General features: G+C 33.0%; 20 protein-coding genes. 7 read left to right on the forward strand and 13 right to left on the reverse strand.

The window, feature by feature from the left end; all coding sequences use genetic code 11:
* The first annotated feature begins 14 nt into the window (after positions 1 to 14).
* The gene (locus KWG70_RS03075; protein WP_230934528.1) at positions 15 to 557 is read left to right on the forward strand and encodes an RNA polymerase sigma factor; all 543 of its coding nucleotides are present in this window, start codon (positions 15 to 17) and stop codon (positions 555 to 557) included.
* Positions 557 to 2,152 carry a hypothetical protein gene (locus KWG70_RS03080; protein WP_230934529.1) on the forward strand — a complete coding sequence of 532 codons (1,596 nt, stop codon included), beginning with the start codon at positions 557 to 559 and terminating at the stop codon, positions 2,150 to 2,152. Before KWG70_RS03075 ends, KWG70_RS03080 begins: the two co-directional genes overlap by 1 nt.
* A gap of 81 nt (positions 2,153 to 2,233) precedes the next feature.
* Here KWG70_RS03080 and KWG70_RS03085 read toward each other — a convergent pair whose 3' ends face one another.
* Complete coding sequence (locus KWG70_RS03085; protein WP_230934530.1) at positions 2,234 to 2,971, reverse strand: lysophospholipid acyltransferase family protein; 738 nt, start codon at positions 2,969 to 2,971, stop codon at positions 2,234 to 2,236.
* Between the two features lie 111 nt (positions 2,972 to 3,082).
* Here KWG70_RS03085 and trpS point away from each other — a divergent pair, with 111 nt between their 5' ends.
* Positions 3,083 to 4,051 carry a tryptophan--tRNA ligase gene (gene trpS / locus KWG70_RS03090; RefSeq protein WP_230934531.1) on the forward strand — a complete coding sequence of 323 codons (969 nt, stop codon included), beginning with the start codon at positions 3,083 to 3,085 and terminating at the stop codon, positions 4,049 to 4,051.
* Between the two features lie 21 nt (positions 4,052 to 4,072).
* A complete protein-coding gene (locus KWG70_RS03095; RefSeq protein ID WP_230934532.1) occupies positions 4,073 to 4,591 on the forward strand; it encodes a hypothetical protein in 519 nt (172 codons plus the stop codon).
* Here KWG70_RS03095 and dprA read toward each other — a convergent pair.
* Positions 4,584 to 5,687, reverse strand: coding sequence for a DNA-processing protein DprA (dprA, locus tag KWG70_RS03100; RefSeq protein WP_230934533.1), 1,104 nt, complete (start codon positions 5,685 to 5,687; stop codon positions 4,584 to 4,586). The two genes, KWG70_RS03095 and dprA, sit on opposite strands and share 8 nt — an antisense overlap.
* Positions 5,688 to 5,784: 97 nt before the next feature.
* Here dprA and KWG70_RS03105 point away from each other — a divergent pair, with 97 nt between their 5' ends.
* The 3 genes from KWG70_RS03105 (at position 5,785) to KWG70_RS03115 (ending at position 7,639) form a co-directional block, all read left to right on the forward strand.
* Positions 5,785 to 6,723, forward strand: a complete 939-nt coding sequence (locus KWG70_RS03105; RefSeq protein ID WP_230934534.1) for an HU domain-containing protein — start codon at positions 5,785 to 5,787, stop codon at positions 6,721 to 6,723.
* Positions 6,724 to 6,863: 140 nt separating this feature from the next.
* Positions 6,864 to 7,373 (forward strand): acyl-CoA thioesterase, encoded by a 510-nt coding sequence (locus KWG70_RS03110; protein ID WP_230934535.1) that lies wholly within the window; start codon positions 6,864 to 6,866, stop codon positions 7,371 to 7,373.
* Between the two features lie 53 nt (positions 7,374 to 7,426).
* The gene (locus KWG70_RS03115) at positions 7,427 to 7,639 is read left to right on the forward strand and encodes a DUF6515 family protein (RefSeq protein ID WP_230934536.1); all 213 of its coding nucleotides are present in this window, start codon (positions 7,427 to 7,429) and stop codon (positions 7,637 to 7,639) included.
* A gap of 126 nt (positions 7,640 to 7,765) precedes the next feature.
* On the opposite strand, the gene KWG70_RS03120 is transcribed toward KWG70_RS03115, so the two are convergent.
* The 11 genes from KWG70_RS03120 to KWG70_RS03170 all read right to left on the reverse strand — a co-directional run bounded on the left by KWG70_RS03120 (position 7,766) and on the right by KWG70_RS03170 (position 17,126).
* The gene (locus KWG70_RS03120) at positions 7,766 to 8,983 is read right to left on the reverse strand and encodes a murein hydrolase activator EnvC family protein (RefSeq protein ID WP_230934537.1); all 1,218 of its coding nucleotides are present in this window, start codon (positions 8,981 to 8,983) and stop codon (positions 7,766 to 7,768) included.
* The gene (locus KWG70_RS03125) at positions 8,973 to 9,755 is read right to left on the reverse strand and encodes a DUF4292 domain-containing protein (protein ID WP_230934538.1); all 783 of its coding nucleotides are present in this window, start codon (positions 9,753 to 9,755) and stop codon (positions 8,973 to 8,975) included. Before KWG70_RS03125 ends, KWG70_RS03120 begins: the two co-directional genes overlap by 11 nt.
* A gap of 5 nt (positions 9,756 to 9,760) precedes the next feature.
* A complete protein-coding gene (locus tag KWG70_RS03130) occupies positions 9,761 to 11,122 on the reverse strand; it encodes a tetratricopeptide repeat protein (protein WP_230934539.1) in 1,362 nt (453 codons plus the stop codon).
* 39 nt (positions 11,123 to 11,161) lie between these two features.
* Positions 11,162 to 12,181 carry a sugar phosphate nucleotidyltransferase gene (locus KWG70_RS03135; protein WP_230934540.1) on the reverse strand — a complete coding sequence of 340 codons (1,020 nt, stop codon included), beginning with the start codon at positions 12,179 to 12,181 and terminating at the stop codon, positions 11,162 to 11,164.
* A gap of 19 nt (positions 12,182 to 12,200) precedes the next feature.
* A complete protein-coding gene (gene dut, locus KWG70_RS03140) occupies positions 12,201 to 12,635 on the reverse strand; it encodes a dUTP diphosphatase (protein WP_230934541.1) in 435 nt (144 codons plus the stop codon).
* Between the two features lie 26 nt (positions 12,636 to 12,661).
* The gene (locus tag KWG70_RS03145) at positions 12,662 to 14,092 is read right to left on the reverse strand and encodes an oligosaccharide flippase family protein (protein WP_230934542.1); all 1,431 of its coding nucleotides are present in this window, start codon (positions 14,090 to 14,092) and stop codon (positions 12,662 to 12,664) included.
* Between the two features lie 57 nt (positions 14,093 to 14,149).
* Positions 14,150 to 14,611 carry a hypothetical protein gene (locus KWG70_RS03150; RefSeq protein WP_230934543.1) on the reverse strand — a complete coding sequence of 154 codons (462 nt, stop codon included), beginning with the start codon at positions 14,609 to 14,611 and terminating at the stop codon, positions 14,150 to 14,152.
* A 27-nt stretch (positions 14,612 to 14,638) separates the two neighbouring features.
* Positions 14,639 to 15,097: a hypothetical protein gene (locus tag KWG70_RS03155; RefSeq protein ID WP_230934544.1), complete on the reverse strand. Its 459-nt coding sequence runs from the start codon at positions 15,095 to 15,097 to the stop codon at positions 14,639 to 14,641.
* 143 nt (positions 15,098 to 15,240) lie between these two features.
* Positions 15,241 to 15,795, reverse strand: a complete 555-nt coding sequence (locus tag KWG70_RS03160) for a hypothetical protein (protein WP_230934545.1) — start codon at positions 15,793 to 15,795, stop codon at positions 15,241 to 15,243.
* Positions 15,792 to 16,280, reverse strand: a complete 489-nt coding sequence (locus KWG70_RS03165; RefSeq protein WP_230934546.1) for an RNA polymerase sigma factor — start codon at positions 16,278 to 16,280, stop codon at positions 15,792 to 15,794. Before KWG70_RS03165 ends, KWG70_RS03160 begins: the two co-directional genes overlap by 4 nt.
* Complete coding sequence (locus KWG70_RS03170) at positions 16,281 to 17,126, reverse strand: alpha/beta fold hydrolase (RefSeq protein WP_230934547.1); 846 nt, start codon at positions 17,124 to 17,126, stop codon at positions 16,281 to 16,283.
* Positions 17,127 to 17,165: the final 39 nt, after the last annotated feature.

Genomic DNA, 17,165 nt, shown 5'->3' on the forward strand with positions numbered 1-17,165 from the left:
CTAAACCTAACCATTTGAGTTTAGAACAACTCATAGAGCGATGTAAAAAAAATGATGCTCAAGCACAAAGTCAACTATATAAGCTATATGCGAGTAAACTGTTTTCGATTTGCTTGAAGTATTCACGTAACTATGCAGAAGCAGAAGATAACTTGCAAGACGCTTACATTACGATTTTTAAAAAATTTGATCAGTTTAAAAATCAAGGCTCTTTAGAAGGTTGGATGAAACGTATAACCATCAACACTGCTCTTCAACGCTACAGAAGTGCTGGTGTTTTTGACATTATTAATGAAGATCAAATTGAAGATGTAAGCGTAGAAGTTGATGATGATAATATAAGTATCGATTTTTTGCTGAATATTATTCAAGAATTACCCGATCGTTATCGGTTGGTATTTAATTTATATGCTTTGGACGATTATTCGCACAAGGAAATTGCAAACCTGTTAGATATTTCGACAGGGACATCAAAATCAAATCTAGCTAGAGCTCGATTGATTTTAAAAGATAAAATAGAACAATACAAAGCGAGACCCAACTCGCAAAGTTTATAATGAGTGAAAAGAAAAACATAGACAAACTCTTTAAGGAGCAACTCAAAGATTTTGAGGTTGCACCTCCTGAGGCTGTCTGGGAAAATATAGAACAAGAACTCCACAAAGACAAACGTAAACGTAGAGTTATTCCTATTTGGTGGCGAATAGCAGGTGTTGCTGCTGCATTACTATTGTTGTTTACTGTAGGAAACACTTTATTTAATACTAATGGTGATAATACTATCGAACAAGAAGTTGTTGATACTGATAAATCGAATACTAATTCTATCAATGATAGTAATGATGTTACAAATCCTTCAGATTTAAACACATCAAACAATCAAGATAAGAACCCGATTGTCGATAACGATAGTTCTAAAAATGAAGAAGGCATTAATAATTCTTCTGAACAGTTAAATGATAATTTAACGACTACTGACGATTCAACCACTAAAACTAATGTTGCATCTTCTAATGAAGACGAGAAAAAATCATCATCTAAAAACTCCTCTTTAATTAAAAACAAATCTTTAAAAGAAAATGCTGTTGCAAATCAAAACAACATTAAGCTTAATACTACGAATAAAGATAAAACTAAGGTGTCTATTGATAACGAAAAGAATGCTGTAGTCAATAGCTCTAATACGCCTAGATCGAATAACAATATAGATTTGAATCCTGTTAAAAAGGAAAAGTCTGAAATTGACAAGCTTATTAAAAAAACAACATCATCTAAAGAGACTCAGGTAACTTCGGCAAATAATTCTGAAAAAGAAAACGGGACTACTACTATAGATACATCTAAAACAAAAGACGTTTTTAAAGAAGAAAATGCTATTGAAAAAGCTATTGTCGAAGCTGAGCAAAATAAAGATGAAGTTGATGAAACCGAAGCGCCTATAAAACGTTGGAGTATCGCTCCTAATATAGCGCCTGTTTATTTTAATACCTTAGGAAAAGGGTCACCTATTGATGATCAATTTATAAACAATACCAAAGAAGGTGATATCAATGTAAGTTATGGTGTTAAAGGTAGTTATGCGATAAATAAAAAATTAAAAATTAGAGCAGGAATTAATAAGGTAGATCTAGGATATACTACAAATAATGTTGTTGCTTTTAGTAGACCAAGTAGCTCTGGCTCAAGCCGTCAGTTACAAAACATTAAATTACACGATACTACAACAACATTTATAAGTGCAAATAGTATAAGTTATACAACTGGACCTGAAATTTTGTTTACAAAAGAACAAGGCTCAATAGATCAGCAGTTAGGTTTTATTGAAGTTCCTATTGAGGTTGAATACAATTTAATAGATAAAAAAATAGGCCTAAATCTTATCGGAGGTTTTAGCACATTATTTTTAAGTAACAATGAAATTTACTCCGTTCAAAATAATGGTGATAGAGCGCTTTTAGGTGAGGCTACAAATATTAATGATATGAGTTATAGTGCCAATTTCGGAATTGGAGTTAACTATAACATTTCAAAACAATTACGATTTAATCTTGAACCCACGTTCAAGTATCAAATTAACACATTCAATGATACGTCTGGTGATTTTCAACCATTCTTCATTGGTGTTTATACAGGACTTAGTTTTAAGTTTTAGGTTTTTTAGTTGGTTAGATAGTTATTGCAAACTTCGCAATGATGACGAAAAGCTGCTCTGTGCCAAGAGCAGCTTTTTTGTTTAAGAATTATACGTTTCTAACTGATTTAACAGTAAGGTGCGTGTTTCACTATTTATACGTTTTGTATCATCTATTGTCAGACCTTCGGTTGAGATAAATCGATGTACTTTAGCTCTCATTTTTCCTGGACTTCCACTAAAAAATGTATACGGAAATCGCTTTTTATTATCGCCAAACGTAATAGGAACAATTGGAATGTGATGATTAATAGCCATTCTAAAAGCACCATCTTTAAATTCGTCTAATACAATATGCTCATCAGGCACACCGCCTTCAGGAAAAATACAAATGCTCATACCTTGTTGTAATCGTCTTTGGGCTCTCAAAAACACACCTTGTCTACTCTTAGAGCTACTTCTATCTACCAGAATACTAGTACGCTTATAAAAGAATCCGAATAATGGGATTTTTGCCAATTCCTTTTTTCCAACAAACACAAATGGGTTTTTTACAGTAACTAACATGAGCATAATGTCTGTCATCGATGTATGGTTAGCCACAAACATGTAACTCTTTCCTGGTTCGAGTGTTTCTTCATATTCTATAGTCACATTAAAACCCATACCAATTAAAATAAAACGTGCCCAAAAACGAGCGAGTTTAAAAAAGAATGGATACCAAGACTCTTTTAAAATTGAAATGATCAAAATAGGAAGTAGTACAACAATAGGCAGTGCTACTAAAATGTAGAACCAAATACGATAAATTAACCAAAAGATGTACTTAAAAAAAATCATATCCGCCAAAAGTACATAATTGTTTTGAGCTATTTAATTAAAAAAAATACCTTTGCTGACGATATAAGTTTAATTTACTAAAACAGATTTCTGCTTTCGCGGAAAATGAACATGGCAAGAATACTTACAGGAATACAAAGTACAGGAACACCTCACTTAGGAAATATACTAGGTGCTATTTTACCTGCTATAGACATGGCAAATGACGATAAAAACGACTCGTTTTTATTTATTGCAGATATGCATTCGTTAACTCAAATCAAAGACGCTGAAACGCTACGCCAAAACACGTATTCTACTGCTGCTACTTGGTTGGCATTTGGATTAGATATTAATACTACTGTGTTTTATAGACAAAGTGATATTCCGCAAGTAACAGAATTATCTTGGTATTTAAGCTGTTTCTTCCCATACCAACGTTTGACTCTAGCACATAGCTTTAAGGATAAAGCCGATCGCTTAGAAGATGTTAATGCAGGACTATTTACCTATCCAATGTTGATGGCTGCAGACATTTTATTATATGACTCTGATATTATTCCAGTAGGAAAAGATCAACTGCAACATATAGAAATGACGCGCGATGTAGCCTCACGTTTTCATGCAAAAGTAGGAGATACATTTGTCATGCCTGAAGGAAAAGTTCATGAAAACACCATGCTGGTTCCAGGAACAGATGGTGCTAAAATGAGCAAGAGTAAAGGGAATATTATCGATATCTTCTTACCAGAAAAAAAATTGCGCAAACAAATCATGTCTATCGAAACCGATAGTACGCCTCTTGAAGATCCTAAAGATTGGAAAACATGTAACTGTTTTGCTTTATATAGCTTATTAGCTTCAAAAGAAGACATCGCTACAATGAAAACTAACTACGAGAATGGTGGTTATGGTTATGGCCATGCCAAACAAGCGCTATATGAATTAGTCTTAGATAAATTTACCGTACAGCGCGAACGTTACAACCACTTCATGACAAACCTCAACGAGATTGATGATGCCTTAGCTATTGGAGCTAAAAAAGCAAAACATGTTGCTGACGATGTCTTGAAACGTGTGCGTGAAAAAGTTGGATATTAATTTTATATAATCAAGACTTAGATGGGTATTATCGTTGGGCTATTAATTCAAATACTAACATTTCCTGGAATTATTTTTGATCAATTTGCAAATAAAATAGTTTGTAATCTATTAGACATAGAAGTTCATGAAGTGAAATATCTGCAATTTGAAAGTCCAGCTGGATATCTCATTCATGATATTCCAGAAAGTTATTTAAAAGTCTTCTTAATCTCTATTGGTCCATTTTTTATCTCAACCCTCATTGCAATATTAATGTTTGTTTTGGGTTACTCGCTAGATCAAAATGATGGCGCTTTAAGGTTAATTTTTAATTGGTTAGGTATCTCTATTGCAGCACATGCATTTCCTACAAGTAAAAATGGTGATTTACTCTGGAAACAGAGCCTTATGGAAGTTAAAAACAAAAACTACATTGCTTTAGTTGGTTTTCCATTGGTGTTAATTATCTACTTGGCGAGACTATTACACTATTTCTGGTTAGATGTTATTTATGGTCTTATTCTGTTATTACTTATTGTAGAACCTTGGTTTAAATAATTTCGAATTGTTTTCCCGGCAATGGTCTGATCACACCCTTCAATTCCATTGTTAACAGCATACTTGCAATTTTAAAAATAGGCATTTGGCAGTTTAGAGCAATCACATCCAACAATTGCTTTCCGTGTTCTTTGAGATACTTATAAATGACTTTTTCTTCGGAAGTCAATTCTACAAACAACTGCTTTTGTATTGGTGTTTTTTTATGGTCTTCCAATTGCCAATTAAGCATGTAAGCAATATCTAACGGATTAGATAATACATGCGCTTGTTGGGTTTTTATCAAATTATTACAGCCAATACTTTGGGTATCGGTTACGCGACCTGGAACTGCAAACACGTCACGATTATAGGAGTTCGCAATATCTGCAGTAACGAGGCTACCACCTTTTTCTGCAGATTCAATCACAATGGTAGCATCGCTTATACCAGCAATAATTCGGTTTCGTTTTAAAAAGTTATTTCTATCAAAAGCAGCACTACTCCAAAAATCGGTTAGAAATCCACCATGCTTTTCCACATCAACCCTATATTTTTTGTGTGATTTAGGGTAAATTTGATTTAAACCATGTGCTAAACAACCAATGGTTTGCAAATTATTTTTAATCGCAGATTTATGAGCTGTGATATCTGTTCCGTAGGCAAAACCTGAAACGATTACAGGATCAAAAGAGCTGAGTTGCTCAATGAGTTTTTCGCAAAAGGCAACACCATAAGTCGTAATTTTTCGTGTACCCACAATACTAATAATTGGCTTATTCTTTAGTGCAATATGCCCTGATTGAAATAGTAAAATTGGACTATCAATACAGTGTTTTAACTTTTCGGGATAGTCATCATCGGTAAAATACAAACTGAAGATATCATTAGCCTTAATAAATCGCAGTTCATCTTCAGCAGCTTTTATATGTGTCGAATCATAAATACCCTTAACCGTTGTTAATCCAATACCATCTATTTTGAGCAGATTCGCTTTCTTTTCTTTTAATACGCCTTCAGCAGAACCACAATGGTTAATCAATTTCTTGGCGATTACATCTCCTATTTTTGGTATATGTTGTAATGCTAACACATGAATTAAATCTCGATCTGTCATATAGTATATTTTCTATATGCAAGAAACAAAATTTACTTGTTAATAAATACTTAATGGGAAGTTTTATTCGCATTTAAAAATTTTTAACTTTGTTTTTATGCAATTAGAGACTTACATCAGCGATTTATTATATAGATACGATTGTGTTATTGTACCTCAGTTTGGTGCTTTTTTAACACATCGCGTTTCGGCAAAAGTGCACGAAACTACACATTCATTTTATCCACCTAAAAAAGCATTGTCTTTTAACGAGCAATTGCAAAATAATGATGGGTTATTAGCTAATTATATAGCTGAAATTGAAAAAATCCCATATCAGGTTGCTGTTGAAAAAGTCGCAAAACAAGTCAAAGCAATTAAATCGTATTTAGTTGAAGGTGAAACAATTGCACTACATAATATAGGTGACTTAATTTTAAATACTGAAGGAAAGATAAATTTCGAACCTTCTCATCATATCAATTACCTTACTGATGCATTTGGTTTATCTCAATTAACGTCTTCTCATATTACCAGAGAGGTTTACAAAGAACAGGTTGAAGAGCTTGAAGATACTATTCCGCTAACTATTACACCAGAAACACGTAAAACTAGACCTTATCTTAAATACGCAGCTATTGCATTAATCGCTTTAACGCTTGGTGGTTTTACGGCGTCTAATTATTATGTAAATCAAATTGAAAACCACAACGAATTAGCACAAGATGAAGCTAATCAACAATTAGATGCCAGAGTACAGGAAGCAACATTTATCATTGATAACCCTTTACCTGCTGTGACTTTAACAGTTGAAAAGCCAACAGGAAACTATCATATTGTAGCTGGAGCGTTTCGTATTGAAGCTAATTCAGATAAAAAGGTCAAGCAACTAAGAGACAAAGGATTTAAAGCACGCAAAATTGGTGTTAATCGTTATGGACTCCATGAAGTCGTGTATTCTAGTCATACTGACAGAGTTGAAGCTTTAAACGCCCTACGAACCATAAAACGAACTCACAATCGTGATGCTTGGTTATTGGTGAAGGCATTAGACTAATTCACGAAAAAACCTTCTTACTGTCGATCATTCGAAATGACAGTAAGATGGCTTTCTTTTATTTCTTTATAATTTCATTAAATCGTTTAGCTAAGATTTAAATTCATCTTACCTTTGCACGAAATTAAACGCTTATTTTAATGGAGCCAAGAACAGCTTTTCAGTCTAAAACTATCATGACCGATTTGGTACTTCCTAGTGAAACCAATCCTATAAACAATCTTTTTGGAGGTGAACTTTTAGCACGAATGGATCGTGCTGCTAGTATTGCTGCGCGTCGCCATAGTAGACGAATTGTGGTGACAGCTTCTGTAAACCACGTAGCTTTTAATAGGTCGATTCCTTTAGGAAGTGTTGTGACCATTGAAGCTAAAGTCTCTCGAGCATTTACAAGCTCTATGGAGGTTTATCTCGATGTTTGGATTGAAGATAGAGAGTCTGGTGAATGCATTAAAGCTAACGAAGCTATTTATACATTTGTAGCTGTTGATGAAACAGGTCGTCCTGTAAAAGTACCTCAGCTTATTGCCGAAACTAAACTAGAAAAAGAGCGTTATGATGCCGCTCTACGCCGTAAGCAATTAAGCTTGGTTGTTGCTGGCAAAATGAAGCCTGCCGATGCTACAGAATTAAAAGCTTTATTTGAATAATTAAACCTTTTTTCAAGCTAAAAGTCTTATAGTAGAATCAAATCTAAAATACTATGAGAACTTTAATCCTTATTTTTTCGGCCGTATGCCTATTGAGTTTATCATCTTGTGCTACTCGTGTAGTTACTAGACCTGCAACTGTAACGGTTATAAAAACACCTCCGAAACATTACAAAATTGTAAGAGTTAAAGGGAAGCGTTATTACTTCTGGAACGGGAAACACTATAAAAAAACTAGAAAAGGATATGTGGTTGTGAGAGTGTAGCTCTCACATTTTGTAAATCCCTAATAATGCGTTTCAAAATGCTATCACATTTTGTAAATCCACAATAGTATGTTTCAAAATGCTATCACATTTTGTAAATCCACAATAGTATGTTTCAAAATGCTATCACATTTTGTAAATCCAATTCGCTGGATTTTGTGGTTTGGCATCTTTAAATATGGCAAAACCTAAAATGGTTTCGCCTTGTCCGTTAGTAAATACTTCACCAATCACTTGATTTGTAGTTACCTTATCGCCTTTCTTGACGTAAATCTTAGACAAGTTTCTATAAATGGTGATGTAATTACCATGTCTAAGCATGATAATCGGGTTTCCATTTTTAACCACAATTATTCTAGAGACTTCACCATTAAAGACTGCCTTTACTTGTGTGTTTTTGGCTGTGGCAATCCTAACACCATTACTTTTAATAGGCACTGTTCTATCAATAGGTGAAGGCTGTGTGCCGAAACGGATTTTCACCACACCTCTTTCTACAGGCCAAGGTAACTTCCCTTTGTTAGATGCGAAATTCTTAGCAATTAATTTAGATTCAGGTGTTAGAGCAAATCCTTTAGAGGAGGATGATTTTCCTGCTTTTCTATTAGATTCAGCTATAGCTTCTCTAATAATACGATTAATCTCTCTGTCGATCTCATCAATTTCCTGCTGCTTCTTTTTAATCTTAGTGGTATACGAACTCATACTTTTTCGTATCGTAGCCATAAGTTTTTCTTGCTCTTTGAGTTCTTTTTCAAGTTCTTTTTTAGCAATTCTATTTTCAGCAACCAATTGTTCTTTATCTTTTTTCTGACGTAATAGATCGGTATTTAACTCTTGAAGTTTTTTAGTTTTAGCCTTAATCAAATCCCCTTGTTCCTTTTGATAATCTGCATACTGCTTGATATATTGTAACCTTTTATACGCTTGTTTAAAATTTTCAGAAGACAACAAAAACATCACTCTACTCTGCTCAGATTTATTCTTGTAAGACTTTACAACCATCTCAGCATATTGTTTTTTTAATGTCGTTAACTGATCTCGCAAACTTGAAATTTCATTCTGATTTGCATTTATCTCTCGTGTTAGCAAATTAGCTTGATCATTAGTAACTTTTATTAAGTTTCGTCTTACGCTTACTTTGTAGTTGAGATCTTCAACTAAAGAAATTACAGATTTCTCTTCTTTCTTATTAGAAAACAATAATGCATTTAATTGCTTTAGTTCCTTTTGATATTTAACACGTTTGGCTTCTAAAGCTTTTTGTTTATCACTTTGTGCTGTAATAAAAAAGCTGTTGAACAGTAAAAAAAGAAACGCTATGTAAATAGATCTATTTCGCATCTTCTAATATGATTTCATCAAAACCTGATGGGATTTTAAAAGGAAACCTAACGTCTTCATTTACTGAGACCGACTTGTACTCCATCACTACATTGAGCTCTTCACTGTCTTCTACTGCGATAATCTTCATGTTTTGTGGTAAAATTTCCTTATCTACTTTTTGATACCCTAAATAATCTATTTGAAGGAATCGTTTTTTTGAAGGTTGTAATAATTGTTGCGAATCCATTTTAAAATGTGATGGATTAAGTAGTAAAAACAACTCTAAAAACAAGTCTTGATTTTTAGGTTGAAGGATATAAGAACTCTCATTAGTTGAAATGATATACTTATCATCATTTAAATCATACAATGGCTCTCCAATTAATAAACTCTGTACTTTAGTAAAATTGAGTTCAATTCCTAAGAGATCACTCAACAACTTATAATCACCATCAAAATATTGGTTATTTATCTTATCATAAAACCTTACACTATTTGGTGTGATTATAGCTCTGGCTAAGCCTAGCGTAGCACTAATCCAAATGGTTTTGTCTTTTTCCATTCTAAGATTGAGCGTATATGATGACTCTTTAAGGTCTTGAATAACATTAATTTTAACTTTAGCTTGAAGTGTTTTAAACTTGGCATCACGCTTTCCATTTTCCTTTATTAATTGTTTTGCCGACAATTTATCATCTACTTTTCCTGATGCAACAACACTTCGTGCTGATCTACATGAAATGCCTAATGTAATGACCAGACAAATTAAACTGATTTTTAAAATCCTCATATATATTATTGATCTTTCAATAAGGCTGCTGCCTTTTTAGCAAACGTCTCAGATTGTGTTATATTATTAATCTGTTTATATGCTTCACTTAATTGCTTGTAGAAATCGGCTTCCATTTTAGGGTTTTCAACCACATAATCAACACCCATTTCCAAACTTTCAATGGCCTTTTCAGGCTGTTTGATTTTATTATTAGCGACACCATTAATTAAGTATAGAATAGGTTGGGCTGGAAAGATGTCGAGGGCTTCCATACTTTTTTGAGCGGCTTCTTTATCCTTATTCAAATCTATCTGAAGTAGAAGTACATCTCTGATAATTTTGAACTCATTTGGCTCTTGTTTTAAAGCATCTTGATAATACCCTAAAGCTTTTTCTTTATCGTTAGATTTTAAGTAATAGTCGCCGAGTTCTAACAAAGTTTTGACACTTTTATCTTCACTTACCAATGATGTGACTTCAATCAAATCTGCTTCGTATTCTGGGTTTTCTCCTACAAATTTCACAAAATCATTAAGCACTTTAGCCTTGGCTTCGGGCTTAATTACTGGGCTTGTCAAAACCACTTTCATAGATGCAATAGCGCTTGTAGCATCACCTTCATCTAAATAAAATTTATATAAAGCTAAATGTACTAATTGTGATTCTGGATTTAATTTTAACAGACGTTTTGCTGCATCAAATGCTTTTTTAGTCTCACCTGTTTCACTATATCTAAAAATAAGGCGTAAGTAATTTGATTCGTCTTCTGGATTACTTTTTACGCGTTCCTCAAGGTTTTCTATGCGATCTTCATCATTTCCTGTTATATTATATATTTGGTTTCGCAAGTAATCTCTATCTTCACTATAGCCCAATTGTTCATCCATTTCGTCAAGTAACTTCAAAGCATCTTTATACTTTTTTACTCTAATGTAAAGCGATGCTAAATCTTGTTTATAATCTGGATGAAACTTAACCAGTTGCTTAACTGTTCTAAGCGCTCTGTCCATATCATTTTGTATGATATACACATCATACAACTCGTCTAAAAACCATTCGTTTTCAGGTGATTTTGAAACCGCTTTTTTTAAAGCGTCTTCTGCCGCTCCATAATTTTTAAGTGCTTTGTAATTTTTTCCTAGCTCAAAATATAAAACAGGGTCATTATCTTTTAGTTCGATACATTTGAGAAGCGCATCAGCAGATTTTTGATAGTTTTCAATGCCCTTTTGTTTAAGAGCTTCAAAGAAATATTCTTGAAATTTATCTTCTACATTTCCCAAATCATCATCTGGACGCTTGTTGAAATCAACTTGCGCAACACTATTCTGCGGAAACATAAGTATTCCGAAGACAAGAAGCAGGGTATATAGTTTAGTTTTCATTATAAAATTCTTCGTATGCTTTGAAAGATAATTCAAGAATTATTCCAAAACAGAGTAATCACCAATACTAATGGCTTTAAAATCACCATTGTACTTTACATGATTACCAATCATAGCATGGTCTAAATTAGCGTTTTTAATGTTAGTATGGTTTTGAATTAAGCTATTTTTAACGCTTGAATTCTGGATAACACAATTGTTACCTATAGAGACATTTGGACCAATGGTTGCATTATGTAGCTCTACATGTTCACCAATGTAACAAGGCTCAATAATAGTTGAACCATTATTTTTGATAGAATTTGCAATCATTTGCTCTTCACCATCAGCCTTTAAAAACCTTAACATTTTAGTATTGGTTTCTAGTGTAACAGTCTTGTTTCCGCAATCCATCCACTCATCTACCGTACCTGTTTTAAAGACCTTTCCATCGGCCATCATACGTTTGATACCGTCATTGATCTGATATTCACCTCCATTCATAACGTTTTGATCAAGAACTTCTTGTAGCTTATCCTTTAAAACGGCTACATCTTTAAAATAATAAATACCTATAACGGCTTGATCGCTTACAAAGGTCTCTGGTTTTTCAACAAGTTCTACAATCTCTTGATTATCATTAAGTTTTACAACACCATATGCTTCAGGGTTTGCTACTTTTTTTGTCCATATCACACTATCTGCATTAGGATCTAAGTCAAATTCTGCGCGAATAAGTGTATCGGCATAAGCAACTACAGCCGGTCCAGATAAGGATGGCTTTGCACACATAATGGCATGACCTGTACCTAATGGTTGGTCTTGACGGTAAATAGACGGTTTAGCGCCTAAGCTTGTTGCCAAACTTTTTAAACTATCAACAACATCGTCTCCAAACCAAGCTGGATCACCCAAAACAAATGCAATTTCATCAATAGGTTGCTTCAACACTTTAGCAATATCTTTTACTAAACGATGAACAATAGGTTGACCTGCAACTGGTATTAATGGTTTTGGTACTGTTAAACTATGTGGTCTTAATCGAGAACCTCGACCAGCCATGGGTACTATTATTTTCATTCTATAAGTTGATTCATTTTTATTTTACTCCTGTACTTCCAAATCCGCCTTCACCTCGTGATGTTTCTGAAAGTTCGCTAACCTCAATCCAATCTGCTCTTTCATGTTTAGCAATCACTAATTGTGCAATACGTTCGCCATTATTTATAGTAAAATCTTCACTAGACAAGTTGACTAAAATCACGCCTATTTCTCCTCTGTAATCGGCATCTACAGTTCCTGGAGCATTGAGCACAGTAATCCCTTTTTTAGCAGCTAAGCCACTTCTAGGTCTAACCTGGGCTTCGTAACCTATAGGAAGTTCTATAAATAGCCCTGTACCCACAATACTTCGTTCAAGAGGTTTAAGAATTCTAGATTCAGATAAGTTGGCTCGTAAATCCATACCTGCTGACGCAATAGTTTCGTAGTGTGGTAAATCGTGATTAGATGTATTAATGATCTTTATTTGCATGCTTTTATTTATTTCTGCTATAAAATCTAGCTTCTTTTAAGTAATAATTGTAACTCTTTTTTTTCTAAAAAAGCGATTAACGCTATGTAGAATAACAAAAATACAGTTCCTATTAAAATATCTCTATCAAAATAGTAATAAGTTATAAAACTTAATCCGGCACTTAACAACAAGTATATTCCAATTCGATTAATGTCATAAGGTACAGGATAGTATTTTCGACCTAAGGCATATGATATAAGCATCATTAAACCATAAGCAATTAATGTAGCATAAGCACAAGCCATAAAACCTATTTTAGGAATGAAAATAAGATTAAATGCAATGGTTATTGCGGCTCCAACAATAGAAATATACATACCAAAACGTGTTCTATCTGTTAACTTATACCAAATAGATAGGTTATGGTAAATACCTAGGCATAAATTTGCTAATAATACAATTGGTACAATATCCAAGGCTAATAAGTAGCTTTCTTTCTTTATAAAAATAGGTCGTAATACATCAATATATATCACCACTATCATTAACCCTAAAGCGCCAACGATAGTAAAGTATTTTAATATAGTTGCATAGGTTTGTGTCGCATTTTCTTTATCTGAATGATTAAAGAAAAATGGTTCTGCTCCCATTCTAAATGCCTGAATAAAGAGCGTCATAAATACAGCTAACTTATAACATGCACTATAGGCTCCATTTACAAATTCACCTTCCATTTCTGGTAAGAGCCATTTATCTAAATTCTCATTAATTACGAATGCTAAGCCCGCTACCATTATAGGCCAACCATAATTTAATAATTGTTTTAAAATATGAGTATCAAATTGAAGTTTGGCCTTAAAAAAATAAGGTGAAACCAATACTAGCACTACAGCACTTGCAATAAGGTTTGCAATAAAAATATACTCCACATTATTATCAACATTAAATAGTTGTCTTAAACGTTCTGAGCCGTAGGCTTTAGAAAGCAAAAGCACATTTAATGCGACAATGACAAGTACATTTAGCAGCTTAATTAAAGCAAACTTAATTGGTTTACCTGTTACTCTTAAATAGGCAAAAGGAATGACTATCAATGTATCAATAAGCGTAATTCCAACAAGTAATGTATAGAATTCAGTATTGATTCTTAGTGTTTCAGAAATAGGAATTCTAAACAAAAACAGTAATGCTCCAAAAATAAAAGTACTCAACACAATGGTAATCATTGCAGTAGATAATACTTTGTTTTTGTCTTTGTTTTTACTAAAAAACCTAAAAAACGAGGTTTCCATGCCATAGGTTAAAATGACATTAAAAAACGCGGCAACTACATAGAACTCGGTATTTTCAGAATATCCTTCGTTTGGAAGTACATCAGTATGCAGTCGTACCAAAAGAAAGTTAATAAGTCGCGGCAAAACAATTGCCAACCCATATATAACAGTATCTTTAAAAAAGGATTTTAGTACGCTCAAGAGTTCTATTTTGTTCTGCTAAAATTACGTTTTTAGCAAACGCCAACCAAAGATAAGTTATTGCATTACAATTGGTCCATCCTTGTAGTAAATACCTTCGTTTTCAATAAGATTACTTATTTTAAAATATTTGGTCTCACCATTTTCACGGTAACTCACTACACATTCTCTATTTGTTATTTCAAACGGAAACTCTTTCATTGTATTAAGTTCATGTCCTTCGGAAATAGGCTTGCGTTTTACCAATTGTGATACGTATTTTCCTCTACTAGGAACTAATTTTCCTTTCAGGTTTCTGAAAAATACGCTATCAATTACTACATTATTAGCAGGTGTAAGATTGGCTATATGGAAATTGATTCCTGAACTCCCTACTTTTATTGGAGCTGTCCAATGTTGATAATATGCGCGACTATATTGGATTGGTGCAGCTTTTTCTAGCTTGTAGGCATTTGAGCATCCTAGCAAGGAAAAAACGATTAAGAGGCAACAAAACTGGGCAAATTTTGAAGTTTTCATTTTGGTTAAGTTTTAGATTTGGTTAAACTAGTTTTTATTTGGTGGAGCACTTGGATAATTTAGTGGCTCCTTTTGTTTCACATTTAAAATTTTATAATATAATGTTTTATTGTTTTGTTTGTAACTCACAACGCATTCGTCGTCTTTCAATTCAAAAGGAAATGGTGTCATTGCACTTGGCATTTGATTAGCATACTCTTCTTTTGAATCACTACTCATAACTATGTCTTTTGGCGAATTATTGTCTGTCCTAAAAGATCCAACTAACAATTGTGAATTCTGTTTTACTTCTAACTTTGAGACTCTACCTCTAAAATAAACACTATCTAGCTCAATTGTATAGTCTCCAACAGGAATATATATATTCAACCCAGATCCGCCACCTTGAACACCAGCATTCCAGTTTTGACAATACACTTCACCAAAGGATAGAGGTGCTTCTTTTTGAAGTTTTTGTGCACTTGAACATTGTGAGAAACTAGCCATAAGGACGAGCATTAGTAGTAAGGTAGATATGTGTTTTAGGGCATTCATTTTATTTATTCCATGCTATAAATATACAATTTCAAAATTAATGCCATAAAAAGAGACGAATTGAGTAGAATGCTATCTAACAATAGCTTACGATTTTAATTACTTATTTCTTTTAATATAGAAAGTTCTTTTTTGATTTGTTTTCCAATAAAAAGCACCATTACAACTAAGATAATTATCGATGAAAATACAATATAAGTATAAAATCCACTCGAAAGGTGTTTCTCAAAAGAAGGAAGCATTAATACAAAACCTATACAATACGCCAAAATAATAATTGGTGTAGCTATATAATGTATTCTTATTCTCTTCTTGTAATATGAAACCATGTTTTTACTGAAAACAGAGGCGCTTAAGGTAACGTCTATAGCTTTTAGTTTTTTTATACTAAAGTACTCTATACCAATTCTAATCAATAAAGAGCCAATCATTAAAGATAGTGCAAAAGATATCAGTCCGTTATTATAAGCTTTTATATATGTAAAAAAGACGATTAAAATAAGTACAGTAGCTCCCAAAATAACATTCGTTATTATTTGTTTTCTTTTGATACCGCTTAACTTCTTTAGTATTGATTCTGAACCATCGTTAGGTATATCTTGTTGTGGTTGATTTTTCCATTGGGATTTTAAATCTTCAAATGTTGTCATTTTCTAACGCATTTAGTTAATTCTTTTTTAATTCTATATATCCTTACTCTAATCGTCTCATGAGACAACCCGGTAATTTCGGCTATTTCTTTTTGAGGCACACCCTCTAACTCTAGAAGTATGATACTTTTGTTTTCAGGTTTTAAACGTCCTATACAATGATATAATTTATTGAATTCAAGCTCTTTATCATTGTTTTGGTTTTCTGTAGACGCTTCTATATGATTAAGATGATTAGATAGCCTAACAGGTTTTTTCTTTCTTAACTCCAAAAGGCAAGTATTAACAGCAATCCTATAAATCCAGGTAGTAATATTAGACTCATTTCTAAACGAATCCAAATGCTGCCATACCTTGATAAAAACATCTTGAGTTAAATCTTTTGAAAGCATTGCATCTCCATTAGTATAACCTAAGCATAGACGATTTACTTTAGCGTAATTAGCTTCGTATACCTCTTTAAATTGTTTCTCTAATGATTTCATTTACTCTTGTAACTCTTCATGTATAGCTTTTAATAACCATTTTGGCTGATCAAACATTATAAAATGAGCAGATTCTTTAGCATATTTAATTGAATATTCTTTTAAGTTTTTATACTGTTCTTCATATGTCTTCTTAACAACGCTTTCTCCATAAGGTTGTGTTGCGGCAAGAACAGTTACTGGTATTGATATTTTAGCTATAGATGTTCTTAAGTCTAATTTAAGCAAATCTGTATAACCGTAGACATATGTTTTTCGGTCTGCTTTTATAATCCACTCTTTAATTAAAGCGTGCTTTTCCTTGTTTAAAGACATTCCTCCTGCCATTTGCGATGCCATAACTTCAAAGCTATTAGCATCCATATCTAATAACCTTTGGTTGTATGGGTTATCATACACAATGGTTTCACTATTAAAATTTGGAATCATCAAAGCACCTGCTGATGGCAAAGCATCTACAACAATAATCTTTTTGAATTTAGAACTTTGGTCTGTTGCTAACCACAAGCCTAGAGTTCCGCCCATACTATGCCCTACTATAGTTGCTTTTTGTAATTTATTTTTAGTAATATAGGTATTAACTCCTTCTTTAATTTTGGTGAGCCAAGGTGTCTCTATTGCAGGAACATCACCAAAGCCAGCAAAGGTAAACACATGGCATTCATTTGTTTTCGATAGTTCTTTAACCGTATCGTTCCAAACATCTCCTGTGCATGTAAATCCAGGAAACAATAATATTGGTTCTCCTTTGCCTTCAACCTTAACATCAAAAGGTTTGTTTTGTGCTTCTAAGGTTATACTAAATACAGAAATAGTTAATAGTGCAATGATTTTAAATGTTTTCATGTTGTATCTTTTTAATTAATTTTCCCTTTAGATACAAAA

It is taken from the genome of Psychroserpens luteolus, from assembly GCF_021032705.1.
Lineage (GTDB): Bacteria > Bacteroidota > Bacteroidia > Flavobacteriales > Flavobacteriaceae > Psychroserpens > Psychroserpens luteolus.

Excerpts from the sequence above, each read along its gene's own strand:
- KWG70_RS03080 (WP_230934529.1), top strand. The coding sequence starts at position 557 with ATGAGTGAAAAGAAAAACATAGACAAACTCTTTAAGGAGCAACTCAAA.
- KWG70_RS03085 (WP_230934530.1), bottom strand. The coding sequence starts at position 2,971 with ATGATTTTTTTTAAGTACATCTTTTGGTTAATTTATCGTATTTGGTTC.
- trpS (WP_230934531.1), top strand. The coding sequence starts at position 3,083 with ATGGCAAGAATACTTACAGGAATACAAAGTACAGGAACACCTCACTTA.
- KWG70_RS03095 (WP_230934532.1), top strand. The coding sequence starts at position 4,073 with ATGGGTATTATCGTTGGGCTATTAATTCAAATACTAACATTTCCTGGA.
- dprA (WP_230934533.1), bottom strand. The coding sequence starts at position 5,687 with ATGACAGATCGAGATTTAATTCATGTGTTAGCATTACAACATATACCA.
- KWG70_RS03105 (WP_230934534.1), top strand. The coding sequence starts at position 5,785 with ATGCAATTAGAGACTTACATCAGCGATTTATTATATAGATACGATTGT.
- KWG70_RS03110 (WP_230934535.1), top strand. The coding sequence starts at position 6,864 with ATGGAGCCAAGAACAGCTTTTCAGTCTAAAACTATCATGACCGATTTG.
- KWG70_RS03115 (WP_230934536.1), top strand. The coding sequence starts at position 7,427 with ATGAGAACTTTAATCCTTATTTTTTCGGCCGTATGCCTATTGAGTTTA.
- KWG70_RS03120 (WP_230934537.1), bottom strand. The coding sequence starts at position 8,983 with ATGCGAAATAGATCTATTTACATAGCGTTTCTTTTTTTACTGTTCAAC.
- KWG70_RS03125 (WP_230934538.1), bottom strand. The coding sequence starts at position 9,755 with ATGAGGATTTTAAAAATCAGTTTAATTTGTCTGGTCATTACATTAGGC.
- KWG70_RS03130 (WP_230934539.1), bottom strand. The coding sequence starts at position 11,122 with ATGAAAACTAAACTATATACCCTGCTTCTTGTCTTCGGAATACTTATG.
- KWG70_RS03135 (WP_230934540.1), bottom strand. The coding sequence starts at position 12,181 with ATGAAAATAATAGTACCCATGGCTGGTCGAGGTTCTCGATTAAGACCA.
- dut (WP_230934541.1), bottom strand. The coding sequence starts at position 12,635 with ATGCAAATAAAGATCATTAATACATCTAATCACGATTTACCACACTAC.
- KWG70_RS03150 (WP_230934543.1), bottom strand. The coding sequence starts at position 14,611 with ATGAAAACTTCAAAATTTGCCCAGTTTTGTTGCCTCTTAATCGTTTTT.
- KWG70_RS03155 (WP_230934544.1), bottom strand. The coding sequence starts at position 15,097 with ATGGCTAGTTTCTCACAATGTTCAAGTGCACAAAAACTTCAAAAAGAA.
- KWG70_RS03160 (WP_230934545.1), bottom strand. The coding sequence starts at position 15,795 with ATGACAACATTTGAAGATTTAAAATCCCAATGGAAAAATCAACCACAA.
- KWG70_RS03165 (WP_230934546.1), bottom strand. The coding sequence starts at position 16,280 with ATGAAATCATTAGAGAAACAATTTAAAGAGGTATACGAAGCTAATTAC.
- KWG70_RS03170 (WP_230934547.1), bottom strand. The coding sequence starts at position 17,126 with ATGAAAACATTTAAAATCATTGCACTATTAACTATTTCTGTATTTAGT.